The sequence below is a fragment of the Methylobacterium isbiliense genome (genome assembly GCF_022179325.1).
GTDB classification, from domain to species: Bacteria; Pseudomonadota; Alphaproteobacteria; order Rhizobiales; family Beijerinckiaceae; genus Methylobacterium; species Methylobacterium isbiliense.
Genome location: NZ_BPQQ01000089.1, coordinates 1 through 14961, shown reverse-complemented (window position 1 = coordinate 14961; position 14961 = coordinate 1). Strand labels below are relative to the sequence as shown.

The window sequence follows — 14961 nt, the reverse complement described above, 5'->3', positions numbered from 1 at the left end:
CCCCGTTATGAAACGGGGTCTGAGAGCCGCCACGCCGGTCAAGGGGAAAGCCCATGAGAGACCCGATGATTTATTGCCTGCGCAAGCTTGATCACGCCTCAGCCGTCTCGGACTCAGGGGTCACGGCAATTGTGTCGGACGCCCTGACCGAGCTCGAGGCGGCCTACAACCGTCCAACCGATCGTGTCTTGGCTCTCGAAAGAGTGCTTCACAGGTACAATGGCCTACATACGCGCCAACGTGGCACACCCTTTCATCGCTTTCTGATCGCGACGATTGATCATCGACAAAATTCCATCGCGGCAGCGCGTCGAGGCTCCAAAAAGAGGTTTTCCTGATCACGCGTGCGAGAGATTAACATTGAGCCGAATTCAGAAGGCTCGGCCAATTCATCTTTAAGCTTCGATCGTCTCCGGAAAAATCGTTGCCCAGTACTCGCACTGAGTAAAGAAAAGGCCGCTCGGAGGAGCGGCCGAAAGTCTTGGGAGGAAACGCCCATGAAGGGCAGCGGGACCGCGACCCTACCACGATCCCGCACTCTCACACTGTCATGCTGCAGCGCAATATGCAAGCGCTGCAGTACGTTGTGCGGCTTCGTGTTGCAGCGCGGGAACCTTGTCGTGCCACGAGGCATGAAACGTCTCTCTTCAAGCCAGGCGCGCCAAGCTTGCCACTGCAAGGCGGCCCGACAGGTGCCAGGCTTGCAAAGAAAAACCGTTCGACAGGCCTCCTGCACTTCTAAGCGGAGCAGTTACTGCAGATTGGCAGGACGGTCCCCTGCCCGTCACCCTCGTGCCATCCAGCCGATCACAGTGGTCCGGCAAACAATCATTGCTCAGGGTTGGTCAGGACGCCACAGCTTTGAATGAGGAGCGGCGCTCCTCTACCTCCCGATATGCCTCTCTGAAGAACTTCATCTGCATTTTGGCGTCTTGTTCACTGGGATAGGAGAAACTCAGGAGAGCAACGCCTGATGTTCGATCGACGTAGGACACCGAACGTCCGATTGCCTGAAGAAATCCAAGGCCCTGAGCCTCGAACTCGGCGGCCTGCAGGCCGCCCCGCGGCATCCTACAGCGTTCCAAATGCAGATCGAGATGGGACTTCATGGATGGCTACTCCCTCCGTCGTGCATGGTTCGTCGGGTGCACTGCTGCTTGGTGAAAGGCATCCAAGTTGCCAATGAGGGCGAAGGCCTAGTAAATGCATTAGAAAATCAAAATGCCGGTATTTGTTCGCGACTGCGGGCTCAACAGCGATCTCAAATGCGAAATCTATGACTTGCGCGGAGGTTATAACGGGATTGCCGCAAGCGAATATCCTTAGCTGGCTTATATCTGCCATCAGTGTCGCTGCGTTAATGTCGGGGCAATCAACGGCAGGTACACGAAATCGCCAATGACAATTGTTAAATCTGGGTAGCCCAAATGCGTCCCACTCTCGGTCGGAAGCTCGCCGCGGTCCTCCTCTTGCTGAGCTGCGTCGCCGCCGGTATCTCAGCCTTCGCGCTCCTCCAGGCCGAGCAGGAGCGATCCCGCTCCGAGGCCATGGAGGCGGTTTGGAGTGCCGCCCTCCAGGCCCGCACCCTGGCCCACGCCATCGAGCACGCGGTTGTCGAGGCGACCGCCGTGTTCACCGCGGATGATACCGGCCAAGCCAAAGGGCGCTTCACCGCCCTCCAGGATGCCCTCGTCGAGGTGGAGAAGGCGCGCACGCGGTTCCTCACCGCCATGGAGACCGAACTCTCGCCCGACGACAAACGCAAGCTCGACCTCGCGATCACGGAGTTCGTCGCCTATCAGACCGACACCGCCGAACTCGGCCTGACCATCTCGCCCAAGGCCGCCCTGATCCAGGCCACCGACGAGGCCACCGTCAAGAACCGGCAGCGGATGCTGGCCGAGATCACCCGCCTGGGGCAGCAAACCCTTGCTCATCTCGCCCAAGGGCGCGACAGTGCGGCACAAGCCCGCCGGCAGGCGACGATCGCGTTGATCACAGCGCCCCTCTGCTCGATCGCCGTCGCCCTCCTGGCCGCGCTGTGGATCGTCGTCACTCAGATCCAGCGCCCGCTATCGCGCCTGAGTGCGGTGATGAAGGTCCTCGCGGAGCAGAGCCTGGACGTCGTGGTTCCCTTCGCTGCGCGCCGCGACGAGGTCGGCGACATGGCCAGGGCGATCGCGGCTTTTCGGATCGCCCTCATCGACAAGCGGTCGCTGGACGCCTCCACGCGGGAGCGAGCCACCCTGGACCTCGTGCGGGCGGAGCGACTGGCCGACGCAACCGACGTGTTCCAGCGCGAGACGCAGGAGGTGGTCGTGGCCCTCGCGCGATCGGCCTCGGAGATGCAGGCGACCGCCGACGTGCTGACGGCGGCGGCCGGCGAGACCACGGAGCAGGCCTGCGCGGTCGTGTCGGCCTCGGATCGCTCGACGAGCATGGTGAGCACGATCGCCAGCGCGGCCGAGGAGCTGTCGGTCTCGGCGCACGTGATCGGCGCGCGCGTGCACCGGACGAGCGACATCGCCGGGACCGCTCGCGCGGAAGCCCAAAGCCTCGGAACCACCGTGGCAGGCTTGACACGAGCGGCCGGCGAGATCGGTGTGGTGGTGACGCTCATCCGCACGATCGCCGAGCAGACCAACCTGCTCGCCCTCAACGCGACGATCGAGGCGGCCCGGGCCGGGGCGGCGGGGCGTGGCTTCGCGGTGGTCGCGGCGGAGGTGAAGGAGCTCGCCGGCCAGACCGCCACGGCGACCGATCGGATCACCCTGCAGGTCGACGCCATCCAGGTCGCGGCCCACAACACGGCTGCGGCGATCGACAGCATCGGGCAGACGATCGCCCGGGTGAGCGAGATCGCAGGCGAGGTCGCGGGCGCGGCGGATCAGCAGATGCTCGCGAGCCAGGAGATCGCCCAGGCGATCACCGGGGCGGCAGCCCAGGCCCATGCCGTGACTCTCAGCATCGGCAACGTGCAGAGGGCGGCGACGTCGAACCAAGCGCAGGCCGCGCTGGTGCGCGGGACGGCGGCGGATGTCTCGCGCTACACTCACGCTCTGCAAACGACGGTGTCCGCCTTCCTTCAGCGCGTGCAGGCCGCGTGATGCACGGCAGACGCGATCGAGAGGGTTGTCACCGGTACGGTCTCGCGGCGTTCCCAGGAAGGTGGCGCTTCGATCCTCTCGATGGTTTTCGCCCTGGCTGGTCTCATCCGTGAGGCGGCGCCGGCTCTGCTCGGGCACTTCGCGCCTGTCGTTCGGCTGCGCCCGCATAGAGGAGCGGCTCACGCATCGACGTCCCCCGGTCGCGAGTCATTCTGCGGCAACGCTCGCGTCCGCAGCATACATCCCGCGGCGCTCGCGCCGACCCCGGATGAACTCCCGAACGGCGGCGCTGGGCAGGGCCGGGCTGAAGAGGAAGCCCTGGAGTTCGTCGCATCCTTCGGCCCGCAGCAGCGCCGCCTGATGCTCCGTCTCGACGCCCTCCGCCGTCGTGCGGATGCCGAGCCGTGACGCGAGCCGCGTCACGGCCTCCACGATCGCCAACGACTGCGGATCCGAGCCGAGGTCGCGCACGAAGCTGCGGTCGATCTTGATCTTGTCGAACGGGAACGAGCGCAGGTAGCTCAGCGACGAGTAGCCCGTCCCGAAATCGTCCATGGCGATGCGCACCCCGAGTGCGCGCAGCCGGTGCAGGGTCGCCAGATTGCCCTCGTTGTCAGCCAGCAACACCGTCTCGGTGATCTCCAGCTCCAGCCGCGTCGGAGCGAGGCCGGACCGCACCAGCGCCGCGGAGACGCTCCCGACGACGTCGTGCTGAGTGCGGAACTGCGCCGGCGAGAGGTTCACGGCGACGCGAACCTCCGGCGGCCAGTGCACCGCCTCCGCGCAGGCTTGGCGCAGGGCCCACTCACCGATCGGGCCGATGAGCCCGATCTCCTCGGCGAGCGGCACGAACTCGGCCGGCGACACCGCGCCTCGGGCGGGATGCCTCCAGCGCAGCAGCGCCTCGCAGCCCTTCACGCGGCCCGTGACGGCGTCGAGCACGGGCTGGTAGTGCAGCTCGAGCCGACCGTCCTGGAAGGCGACGCGCAGGTCCTGCTCGAGCTGCCGCCGAGCCCGCAGGCGCGCGTCCATCCCGACCTCGAAGAAGCGGCAGGTGCGCTTGCCGTCCGCCTTGGCGCGGTAGAGCGCCATGTCGGCGTTGCGCAGGAGAAGCTCCGGCGTGTCCGCGTCGCTCGGCGCGAGTGCCACTCCGACGCTCGCCCCGATCACCACCTCCTGGCCCTGGATGCTGTAGGGCGCGGACAGGATCTCGACGACCCACTGCGCCAGGGCGGCGGCCTCCGGCGCGCGCAGATCGGGCCGCAGCATGGCGAACTCGTCACCGCCCAGGCGCGCCACGCAGTCGTCCGCCGTGCGCACGCAGCCGCGCAGACGCTCGCCCACCGCGACCAGGAGTGCATCACCGCCCCCGTGCCCGAGCGTGTCGTTGACGAACTTGAAGCCGTCGAGGTCGATGCAGAGCACCGCCAAGCCAGGCGGCTCACCCTCGTCCGCGCGCCTGAGACGGCCGCTCGCCACGTGCCGCAGGGCCTGGGCGAGCCGGTCGGTGAAGAGGACGCGGTTGGGCAGATCTGTGAGCGCGTCGTGGTGGGCGAGGTAAGCGATGCGCGCCTCCGCGCGCCGCCGCTCGGTCACGTCCAGCGCCGCGACCAGCACCGCCGGGCGATCGGCGTAGGTCACGGCGCAGGCGTAGGTGGACACCTCGATCAGGGCACCGCTCGCCGTCCTGTGCCGCCACAGCCTCTCGCAATCGAGCTGCACGCCCTGGCGCAGCGCGGCCTCGTCCTCCTGCGCGGTGAGCTCGAAGAGCGTCATGGCCAGGAACTCGTCCTGCGGAAAGCCGTAGTGGCTCACCGCGGCCTCGTTCACGGCGAGGATGCGATGCGTCTCCCGATCGTGCAGCCACATCGGCATCGGGTTGCTCTCGAACAGCAGTCGGTACGAGGCCTCGCGCTGGCGGATGGGACCGATGTCGGTGAGCGTGACGGCGAGGAGGTCGCCGACGGCGCCGGCCTCGACACGCAGGAACAAGTCGCGGTCGGTGATGCGGCTGCGGTAGGCCATCTCGAAGGCGCGCCGCTCGCCGGTGCGCAGGACCTCGCGCAGCTGGGCCGGTGCGTCCGTTGCCTCCAGGTCTGGAACAAGTGCGCCGAGCCGGTGCCAGAGCAGGGCGCCGGCCGGCTTGGCCATCAGTGAGGCCGCCGCCTCGTTGAGGGCGACGATCTCGAAATCGACCACCGCGTCGTCCTCGGCGCGGACGGCGGAGAGGGCGAGCATGCCTTGCTTCGTCGCGCTGAAGACGGCGTCGACCAAGCTGACCGCGACGATCTCACCGCTCGTGTGCAGGAGGACGAGCGTCTCTCCAGCGCGATTGCGCAACGGGTAGGCGACGAACTCGCTGGTCTCGACGACGCCGGTACGGACGAGGTTGCGCCGTGCGCTCACAGGCCGGCGCGTGATCACGGCTTCGGCGCAAGCCTGGGTGAGCGCCCGTACATCACCTGGTGGCAGGGCGTCGATGCTGAGAACCTCAGCCTCCTGGCCCAGCCAGGCGGCGAAGCGCTCGCCGCTCCAGGCGAGCGCATATTTTCCACCCGGGTGGAGCGTGACGAGAGCGGCACCATCCGCATCGCGGCCGAGACTGCCGAGGACCACGTCCTCGTACGAGGGCAGGCCCTCGGGGTCGCGCTGCCCAGCGCTCCAGGTGCGTAGAAGGGCGCTCAGGCCCGCGGACGGGCTGACAATCGACGGCATAACCTCGGCTCGGACGTGTTTCCGACGAAGTTTGCTCTACGGCTTGGGCGTAAACAATGTTTCACCGCACAGAGAAATCGGGTTTATGGCAGGTTGATGACCGAACACCATGATTGTGAAGCAATGCCGCGCCCGATTGGACGCGAGGCGGGAGCGCAGGGCCGCGCAGCTTCCGCCGGACGTGTGGCTCCCGATCGCTCACTGCGACGGGTTGCGGTAGGATGATCTGCCGCTGGTGCCCACGCCAGCACCTCACGGTGGAATTCTTTGCTTCAAGGTGCAAATCAGTAATGTGCCGAGCCATTCGGCCGGGGGTCTTGCGTACTGACTTTGAGGTTTTGATTATACGAGATGATCACGCGATGTCGCTCAATCGCATCGCTCAAGGCTGAGCCAACCGCCGAACGATGGCTAGAAAAGCACGGATCACGGAAGTAGACTGGACAAGATCGACGAGGGTGCGATGAAGTAGGTCGGAGCGCACAGCGGGAGCCGTATGCATGCCGGCCGCCTGATCGTGCACGTCCGAGAGGCAGGCCGGCCATCAGGATACATCACGATTTCACGTACTGAATGAGGTGCGCGTAGCAAACGAGTAGCCGTTGAGGAGGATGCGATGACGGATCGTGTTTACAATGTACTCTTCCTCTCTGCTCGCAATTCGGCTCGCTCGATTTTAGCGGAAGCGATCCTCAGGAAAGAAGGACGAGGTCGCTTTCAAGCGTTCTCGGCGGGAAATCACCCAGAGCCCAAAGTAGATACACTCGCTCTCCAGGTGCTTCGCGAGGCAGATTATCCTATCGAAGGATTGCGCCCAAAAAATAAACACGAGTTTATCGGGCCTGGTGCCCCGTCAATGGACTTCGTGTTCACGCTGTGTGACTCCATGCGCGGCGAGCCTGTTCCCGAGTGGCCCGGTCAACCGATTGCGGCGCACTGGAGCATCGAGGATCCTAAGGCCATGACAGGATCTGACCTCGAGCAGAAAGCCGCCTTCATCACTGCACAGCGCTATATCAAGAACCGCATCACGGCCCTCGTGGCTCTTCCGATCGCAAGCCTCGATCAAGTGGCGCTCACATCGCAGCTACGCGAGATCGGTCAACGCAGCTGATCCTCTCTGGTTGAGCACTGGACGGTACTATGACCGCCAGCGCACCCGGCGATGCAGCGCGGTGGGTCGGCGGCCGGAGCACTTCAGAAGTCGCGCTGGACGCGCATGCGCACCTGCACGGCGTCGGCGAAGCTGGTGGTCGCCACGGGCGCGCCGGCGGCGTTCACCGGCACGCCGTTCACCACGTTGGCGACCGTCTGGCCCGGGTTGCGGTTCTGGTCGACGGTGCGCCCGTTGTTGAGCGAGACGCGGGTGTAGAGGGCCTCCAGGCCGATATCGAGGTCCTTGACCGGCGACCAGATCACGTTGCCGCCCACCACGAACTGGTTGGTGTCGCGCAGCTGGTTGCTGAACGCGAAGGCGGCCGGCGCGGTGACCGGATTGCCGATCCCGTTGAAGTTGACCAAGCCGAGCGCCGTGCGGGCGCCCTGCGGAAAGGCGATCTCGCCGTAGCTGCCGAACACCGCCGAGCGCCAGTCGGGCGTCCAGTAGTGCAGGTAGGAGGCCAGGACCGTCCAGCTCGTCGACAGCTCCAGCCGGCCGGTGGCCGGGTTGACCACGGCGTCCGAGAAGAACTGCGGGAAGGGCGAGCCCTGGATGTTGCCCGCCGCAATCGAGGACGCATACTGGCCGGTGTAGAACGAGTAGCCGGTGTAGCTCTGCGCGCCCTCGCCGTAGGCGCCCTGGAGGTAGAGCGTGTCGCCCTTGGCGATGAACGGCAGGTTGATCTTCACGCCGCCCTGCACCGCCCAGCCGTACTCGGTCTGCGCGCGCGGCGCGAAGGTGGTGCCTGCGGGCCGCTGCACCGCGGGGTTCACCGAGGCGTTGAAGCCGCTGATGGCGAAGGAGGCGTTGCCGGTGTTGATCTCGTGCACCGCCGCCGAGATCTGAGCCGCGCCCCAGGCCGCGTCGTAGCGCAGCGTGCCGACGAAGTCGGGCAGGCGCGAGCGCTGAACGACGTCGAGGAAGGCCAGCCCCACCGGGTTGCCGGCCGCGTCCGTGCCGATCACCGGCGAGACATTGACGTTGCCGGTGAAGACGTTGAACTGACTGGCGAGGTTGCCGGCTGTCGCGGCGTTGCCGTAGAGCGGTGTCTTGCGGAAGATCGGGTCTTCGAGCGAGAGCGTCGCCGCGAAGCCTTCGCCCAGGGTGGCCGTGTAGGCAATGAGATTGGTCGACTGAATATCTGAGCCGGCCGTGGCACTGATGATCTCGAAGTCGTGGGCGTAGAAGTCGAAGAACGAGGAGGCGCGGCCGGCGGTGAGGCCGGCGAACTGAACGAAGGCCTTGTCGACGTTCACGTACTGCTGAGCGCGGCCGAACGTGTCGACTCCGAGCGCCGGGAAGGCGTTGGCGATGCGCTGCTGCGTGCCCGAGGTCAGGAACGCGCCGGTGCGGCTGGCGATCTCGAAGCGCACGAAGGCGCGCAGGGTGCCGTAGGCGGTCTGCGTGCGGGCATCGAGGTTGAGGCGGCCGAGGCCGCGGAACTGCGAGAGGTCGCCGTTGGCGCCCGAGCGCCCGTAGTTCTGGGCGTATCCGGCCTCGAAGCGGGCGCGGCCGCCGACGCGCAGGCAGGTGTCCGTGCCGGGGATGTAGAAGAAGCCCGCGCCGTAGGCCGAGCAGATCCGGACGTATTCAACGGGCGCTGCCTTCTTGACCGGCAGGTCGGCGGCTTGGGCCGTGACAACGGTGGTCAGGCCGGCAACCGAAGCCAGCCAGAACTGCTTTGCATGGGCCATGACGTCCTCGCACTGGAAACGGTGATGTCGGAATGGCGCCGATGGCATCATCGGGGGTGCGAGCGCCCTTTCAGACCAGAAGCGCGACCGTTGCAAGCGGGATGTCGGCGCAGACTTCCGGCGAGCAAGCGTATTCCGCCCACTGTTGCCGCGCTGCAATAAGAAATATCCAGCGCACTTCTTGAGGCATAACAAAGGCTAACACCTGTCATCTGAGTGACATATTACCTCTAAAACTTTTAGCTAACTAAATTGTTGTTGTGCATCTGACCGCAGAGGTATTTCAGAGCGCTAGTCGATTGCACTCTGTGGTGAAATTCCGTATGAACTATTATAAATTGACGAGCATTCTGAGTCGTATGGTCGAATGCTTATGAGATCAGAGAAGTGCTACCTCATTGCCGCGACATCTCCCTGCAATGTGGGAGAGAGCAAGGGCAGGCTGTACCCACTTCACAGACAGAGGACATTCTGACGCTCAGCGTACACATCGCAGAGCAGGAAGAACGGCGGCGTGCTCATCTTGATTACCTCGCGCACCTAAGCCGCGGCGCTCCTGACCGAGATCATGCTCTGTGGGTGCTTGGTTGGACTGAAACTGCCTCGGCGGTCATGCGCGCCCGGCACTCGTATCTTCGGATTGTGTTCCACTCGTAAGGTAATCGTCCGGCGAGGGCCGCCTTGCTTGGAAGCGGGATGACGTGACGTCCTAGGCGTAATCCTAGGAGCAGCCCTATGACCCCGTCGCGAGTGGAGGTGATCACCGCGGTCGAGCGCCGCCGGCGCTGGCCACAGGCCGAGAAGGAGCGGCTGGTCGCCCTGTCGCTCGAGCCGGGGACCTCGGCCTCGCAGATCGCCCGTGTCGACGCCGGGTGAATGATGGTTCTTCCGCACATCGTGTGGCGCGGGGGCAGTCAGAACCGAGCAAGGACACGTTGCCGAAGAAGCGCGAAGCCAGCGCGGCCAAACATCATGCGCTTGAGCAGCTTCAGACGTCCGATCTGCCCCTCGACCGGGCCCGTCGACCAGGGTGTCGTGGTCGTGCCACGCAGCGCCTCCACGTCGTGCTGCAGCCCGGCGGCAGAACTCGCCAGTGGCGTCGCCGACGCGGCCGCCAGCCACGCCTCGACGCTCTCGCACGAGCGCCGTCGCACGAGGTCGGCGAAGCGGATGGCCAGCACAGCGCTCTCAACCAGGGCCGGCGCCTCGGCGCGCAGCCCCTCGACGAAGCGTCGATCTATCTCGCCCAGAGTGCTCGGGTCCGCCTGCAGGAGCCGCGCCGTCCGCTCAGCCGACGGAGGCCGCCATCGCGGCGTGCTCGGCGAGCCCGGGACGGCATCCAGCACGTCCATCGCCTCGCGGCGGCGCTTCATCGCCCAATCCCGCACCACACGCGGGCGCACGTCCGCACCGGCGCGAATCAGCGCGCGGGCGAGTTCGGCCGCGTTGTGGCAGCCGGCCTGCCAGCGCGCTTCCAAGTCGGCCCGGTACGGATCGAGGATCGTCGGCACGACGCGGCGACGGCGCCAGGAGGGCGGTGCATCACGGGCGAGCCAGACGCGCACTGTCTTGCGGTCGAGCCCGAGAGCCCGAGCCATGCCCGAGACCGAGGCGCCGCCCTCGGCCAAGCGCTTGAGCTCGGCGTGTCGCGCCTGACGTGGCGCATGTGTCGCCCGCTTCCTGATCTCGCTCGCCGTCGGCGTGCGCGCAGCCCTGCTTCTGGTCCGCGCCGCCTCGACCTCCTGATCGAGGAGCGCGCGACCGGCGGCGCGAATAGCGGCGTGATGATCGACCGCGATCGCCCGCAGGGCAGCGCTGAGATTGCGCAGCAGGTGGAAGCGATCCAGGACCTGGCGGGCCTGCGGGGCGCCGACTCGCGTGCCCTCGGCGAACACCTCGGCGCGGTCACGAGCGACAACGGCAATGTCGGGATGCCCATGCAGCCAAGCCGCGACGCTCTCGGTGGCGCGGTCGGGCAGAAGATCGAGAACCGTGTGCCGCTCCAGGTCGACGAACACGGTGCCGTAGCTGCGGCCGCGCCGCCACGCCCACTCATCGACACCGACCACGCGCGGTTCGGGATGGGTCGGCAACGCTCCGGCCCGGACGAGGCGCAGGAGCGTGTCGCCGCTCACGGGCATGGCCAGACGCTGCGCCAGCCGGGCTGCCGGCTCGCCGCCGAGAGCGAGACCGAGGTGGCGCTGGAGGTCGTGTAGGCGTACCGAGCGGCGGGCGTGCGGCTGGACGATGTCCCCACCCTGCTCGCTGAAGGTACGCCGTGGGCAGGCCGGGTTGGTGCAGCGGAAGCGGCGCACTCTGAGGCGCAGGGAGACCGACCGGCCCTGCCAGGGCAGATCAGCGGAGGTGCGGTGGTAGGAGCCATGCGGACGGCAGTCGAGTCCTCGACAGCCAGGGCAGCAGGTCGGCCTTGGGCGCAACCTAACATGGATCACGAGGTGATCGGGTGTGGGTTCGATGCCGACCACGCTAAGCTGGGGCGGCACGAGGGGCAGAAGGCGGCGAGGCATAGCGCTCTCCGAGGTGAGCCCCGGAGATATGACGCACCCACCAGCGACCGCCCCTGCGCCACATGAAGTGCGGAAGAACCACGATGCACCCGGCGTTGACAGGGCGGACAGGATGGCGGACAGCCGCCGCTCCAGCGCCCGGCGTTTGGCCGCGAGCGTCGCGGCGGCCAGATCGCTGACGCGCTCGGCCAGGCTGAACACGGACCCGAGCCAGAGCTGCAGGCGCAACGGCACGGGGTCGTCGCTCACCTCGACCGCGTAGGCGACGTCGCGCGCCAGATGCGCCAGGCAGGTCTGGTGACGCTCGCCGTGCCCCTGCTGGGTGGTGTAGTGGTCCGAGATCCACACGGACGGCCGGTGTCCGTCCATCATCGCGTGCACCACCGCGGCGGCGCGCGTCGGGGCGGCGTGATGAACGACCGCCGTGTCCGAGCGGAATACCCAATGGTACGAGGTGCTGCCCTCGATGCGCACCCCGGTCTCGTCCGAAGCGACCACCGCGGCCCGGTGCAGGGCCGAGACCGCCGCCTCGCGACCAGCGCGGAAGTGCTTCTGCGCTCGACGGAGCAGGTTCATCAGCCCGCCCTGGCTGAGCGTGAGCCCGGACAGGTCGGCCAGCGCGGCCTGCAGCCGCTCGTAGGAGAGGGCCTGGAAGGTCTTCAGGTAGGTCGCCACCGCGTGCAGGCGCGGGCCGAACGGCGCGGCGCGTGCAGCCTCCGGTACCGCGGCCACGACCCGCGTTCCGCAGGACGGGCAGCGCATGGCGAGCCGCTGATGCTGGGTGACGAGCGGCGCAACCTCCGGCAGCTCGATCTGCTCGGACAGGCTGACGATCTCGGCCGGGAGGTCCGCCGCCAGGGCGCCCCCGCAGCAGGGGCACTGACCCGGGCGATGCGCGACGACCTCGTCCGGATCAGCGCTGAGTGTTCGGCTGTGCCCCTCGTGACCGGGTTTGGTGCCGCCGGGCTTGGCCTGCTCGCGCCGCTCCTTGCGGTCGGTGGAGGGTGGCTTGGAGGAGGTGCGCGAGGTCTTCTCCGGGCGCTGCAGGCGCAGCACCAGCTCGATCAGCTCCTCCTTGCTCAAACGCTCAAGATCGCTGCGGCCCATCTCACGAGGGAACCAGCGAAATCAGCTCTCGGCAAGAGGCCCCCCGAGCGCCCCGCCCCCAGCGCCCCACCGGCGTCACGCCAATGCCGGCCGCACCCCTGGGTAATTACTCTTGAGCCTTCGCCAACCAAGCTGTCACAGCCCGAGAACTTGTATAGGCCTTGGACCACCAGCAGGGGCAACTCCAAAGCGTCGACAAGGCTCACTCTTCGGCCGGACCACGGTCCGAGGGACCCTCAGGTATATCTGTGAGTCGCGAGCCAATTTTGGTCTTCAGCATCTGCGCTGCACGTGCATAGCCGCCTCCGTCACCGTCCACGAAGTGGACGTGGTCGCGCGCACTTGGCGCGGGCGTAATGCAGGTCGTGAGTGCCGCCTCCTGCCGGTGCACGCCATAGTGCACAATCCCCGTTGTCTCGGCGCTTTGCAAGCACAACTCAATCGCATCAGCAACCGCCGCGCTACAATCAAGCGTCATGCGTAGACCGTCATCGTACTTCTGGAAATCAGCGTTGGCTACGACCTCATGGAGGTGGCGGCTCGGCGAGAAACTCCCAACCGGGATGCGCAAGCGGACTAGGAGGTGAAAACCCAGGGCGCGCAACGCGTGAGCTGCTCCTCGCAGGCTCCATGGCTGTTTGGTCGCACGAACCTCGTAGCCGAAGCCGTCCGGCGGCCAACGAAGAGGCGGGCCGTCCTCCGGCAGGGGACGGCCCATGTCGGGCGCGGCGGCGACAATGCGCAACACGCCGGCGATGACCGCACGCGCGGCCGCGGGATTTGCCTCCGGTGCCCCGACTACGATCAACGTCAGGATAAGCCCGTACCGAGCCCGGGCAGGCGAAAAGCGGCACGACAATCCCGTGAGGTCTGGCCGCGCACCCCGCGCCGGCTGTACAGCGTAACGCCCCTGCTTCAATGCCCGCTCGGCGAAGGAGAGCCCGCCGCCTGTCACCATGGCGAAAGAGACGTCCGGCGAAGGAGCGTAGCGTGCAACTTGTAGGTCGAGGCCGGCTTCTCGGACCGCTGCCACAGGCACGACGGCCACGCGCATATCAAGGTTCAATTCAGCCTTAGTCCACGCTGCTGCCGCGGCTGCGGCCGCGCATGCAACCTTCGCCTCCCGCGGCCCGACCAGCAGGCTCGCTCCGTCGCCAGCAAACACGAATGGCACGTCATGGTTGCCGAGCGCATTGAACACTGCAGCGATAACCGCTGCACCTGCAAAATTAACAGCCTTGTACTGTCCTGCCGCGATCGCAGATGTCGAGTCAACAATATCAGTCAGGATGATAAACCAATCATCAGGAACCGCTCGAAATACAGTTTCGTCGGTTACATCTCGAAAATCAGTGATCGGCTCGATGTCCTTATAATTAAATCTCCCATATGGATCGCCATAGCCTGAATAATTGGGAACTATATCAACCATTAGACTGACCCTCTCTCTTTTCAGGATCGGGGAGTTGTATGGCAATTAGATTTTGCGCCTCAACGTGAGCTAATGACAATGCTTTGAGGAATGGGCACGGTAGTATTTTGCGATATGCCCGCCGGAGAAGGTATTGTTTCGTCAGATCCCCTGTAATCGGCATGGATCGTGAGTCTGAGGCTGCTCTTTCAAGCAATGTGCCTTTTCTCATGCGCCGGACGAGTGAGTTTCTGTACGAGCCCGACGTTCATCCAACGCCAGTTTCTGAGCTGAATTATCCGCGGGGCCATTCTTATTCCTCTGAAGGTGCCGTGACTCTTCAACCAGCAGCCGAGTTGCCATTGACTTCGCGCGGACTGCCGGATCGGACTTGCGAGTTACCTGCGCGACGGCCGTCGCTCCTTCGTGCAGCAAGTTTATTTCAGCGGCAACCCGCTTCGGATCCGACAAGCTAGCCGCATGACAAAGCTCTTCGAGGTAGGCCAGCACCAGACGCTTGTGCAGAGCGGCAGTTCCAAGCACCTGACTCTCCGACGCGCCATGTTCGCCCGCCGCATTCATGAAGGGGCAGCCATGGAACGTCTCGCTCGCAAACCAAAGCTCCAAGAAGTCGAAGGTGGCGAGCAGGCGGCGAACGGGATCGCGTGCACGTCCTTCGACAAAGGCCCGCATGGCATCACGATCCCTCTCATCGCATCGAAGCAACGCCGCGATGATGAGATCCTCTTTGCTCGCGAAATGTCGATACAGCGTGGTCTTCGCCACACCCGTCTCAGCGACAAGTTGGTCAACCCCGGTCGCTTGGTAACCGTGCAGGTTGAACAGGCGAATGGCCGTGTCGAGGATATGGTCGCGCATTTGAGGCCCACGCATCTGATTTCCTCGCTACCTTTCCGTCTCGATATGGTGAAATTTCTTCTGATTGGCAATCAGCTGGAGCGCCTTTCGTTCAGGCCAATTCGAAGCAGGAGGCTGCTCCATTCAACGTCCATTTGGGTGCAAGACGCCTGGCGGGGCGTTGACGAAGGAACCATCTCACGCGATTGTCGATACAGATCTGTAGCGGTCAGCTGCACTGCCCGATCGGGCAGCCTACAGGATGCGGAGGCACACGATGTCAACCACCATCAACAATCCGCGCCCTGCGCAGGCAGCAATCGCCGCCAACCCCGTCCATCGGTACGGGGATCAAATTGTACGTGTGGCGCTCTACGGCTCC

9 protein-coding genes and 1 pseudogene are annotated in these 14961 nt (G+C 65.4%); 3 read left to right on the top strand and 7 right to left on the bottom strand.

Translation table 11 applies throughout. The annotated features are described in order from the left end of the window. Positions 1-845: 845 nt before the first annotated feature. Entirely contained in the window at positions 846-1109 is a 264-nt protein-coding gene (locus MFF61_RS28955; protein ID WP_238241147.1) for a hypothetical protein, read from the bottom strand. A 318-nt stretch (positions 1110-1427) separates the two neighbouring features. Here MFF61_RS28955 and MFF61_RS28950 point away from each other — a divergent pair, with 318 nt between their 5' ends. Next, complete coding sequence (locus MFF61_RS28950; RefSeq protein ID WP_238241146.1) at positions 1428-3107, top strand: methyl-accepting chemotaxis protein; 1680 nt, start codon at positions 1428-1430, stop codon at positions 3105-3107. Positions 3108-3314: 207 nt separating this feature from the next. Here the strand turns inward: MFF61_RS28950 and MFF61_RS28945 are convergent, their stop codons facing one another. Continuing rightward, on the bottom strand, positions 3315-5822 hold the full coding sequence (locus tag MFF61_RS28945; RefSeq protein WP_238241145.1) for a putative bifunctional diguanylate cyclase/phosphodiesterase: 2508 nt from the start codon (positions 5820-5822) through the stop codon (positions 3315-3317). Between the two features lie 616 nt (positions 5823-6438). Between MFF61_RS28945 and MFF61_RS28940 the strand changes: the two genes are divergently transcribed. Continuing rightward, positions 6439-6936 carry an arsenate reductase ArsC gene (locus MFF61_RS28940; protein WP_238241144.1) on the top strand — a complete coding sequence of 166 codons (498 nt, stop codon included), beginning with the start codon at positions 6439-6441 and terminating at the stop codon, positions 6934-6936. An 83-nt stretch (positions 6937-7019) separates the two neighbouring features. Here MFF61_RS28940 and MFF61_RS28935 read toward each other — a convergent pair whose 3' ends face one another. After that, positions 7020-8675, bottom strand: coding sequence for a porin (locus MFF61_RS28935; RefSeq protein WP_238241143.1), 1656 nt, complete (start codon positions 8673-8675; stop codon positions 7020-7022). A 735-nt stretch (positions 8676-9410) separates the two neighbouring features. On the opposite strand from MFF61_RS28935, the gene MFF61_RS28930 reads away from it, so the two are divergent. Then, entirely contained in the window at positions 9411-9551 is a 141-nt protein-coding gene (locus MFF61_RS28930; protein ID WP_238241142.1) for a transposase, read from the top strand. A 38-nt stretch (positions 9552-9589) separates the two neighbouring features. Here the strand turns inward: MFF61_RS28930 and MFF61_RS28925 are convergent, their stop codons facing one another. The 4 genes and pseudogenes from MFF61_RS28925 to MFF61_RS28910 form a co-directional block, all read right to left on the bottom strand. Further along, positions 9590-11305, bottom strand: coding sequence for an ISL3 family transposase (locus tag MFF61_RS28925; protein ID WP_353960073.1), 1716 nt, complete (start codon positions 11303-11305; stop codon positions 9590-9592). Further along, positions 11300-12310, bottom strand: a pseudogene (gene tnpC, locus MFF61_RS28920) (IS66 family transposase); the annotation flags it as partial. The pseudogene tnpC and the gene MFF61_RS28925, both read right to left, overlap by 6 nt. A gap of 202 nt (positions 12311-12512) precedes the next feature. Then, on the bottom strand, positions 12513-13742 hold the full coding sequence (locus MFF61_RS28915; RefSeq protein ID WP_238241141.1) for a DUF3095 domain-containing protein: 1230 nt from the start codon (positions 13740-13742) through the stop codon (positions 12513-12515). A 207-nt stretch (positions 13743-13949) separates the two neighbouring features. Further along, entirely contained in the window at positions 13950-14600 is a 651-nt protein-coding gene (locus tag MFF61_RS28910; RefSeq protein WP_238241140.1) for a TetR/AcrR family transcriptional regulator, read from the bottom strand. Positions 14601-14961 lie beyond the last annotated feature (361 nt).

Excerpts from the sequence above, each read along its gene's own strand:
- MFF61_RS28955 (WP_238241147.1), bottom strand. The coding sequence starts at position 1,109 with ATGAAGTCCCATCTCGATCTGCATTTGGAACGCTGTAGGATGCCGCGG.
- MFF61_RS28950 (WP_238241146.1), top strand. The coding sequence starts at position 1,428 with ATGCGTCCCACTCTCGGTCGGAAGCTCGCCGCGGTCCTCCTCTTGCTG.
- MFF61_RS28945 (WP_238241145.1), bottom strand. The coding sequence starts at position 5,822 with ATGCCGTCGATTGTCAGCCCGTCCGCGGGCCTGAGCGCCCTTCTACGC.
- MFF61_RS28940 (WP_238241144.1), top strand. The coding sequence starts at position 6,439 with ATGACGGATCGTGTTTACAATGTACTCTTCCTCTCTGCTCGCAATTCG.
- MFF61_RS28935 (WP_238241143.1), bottom strand. The coding sequence starts at position 8,675 with ATGGCCCATGCAAAGCAGTTCTGGCTGGCTTCGGTTGCCGGCCTGACC.
- MFF61_RS28930 (WP_238241142.1), top strand. The coding sequence starts at position 9,411 with ATGACCCCGTCGCGAGTGGAGGTGATCACCGCGGTCGAGCGCCGCCGG.
- MFF61_RS28915 (WP_238241141.1), bottom strand. The coding sequence starts at position 13,742 with ATGGTTGATATAGTTCCCAATTATTCAGGCTATGGCGATCCATATGGG.
- MFF61_RS28910 (WP_238241140.1), bottom strand. The coding sequence starts at position 14,600 with ATGCGCGACCATATCCTCGACACGGCCATTCGCCTGTTCAACCTGCAC.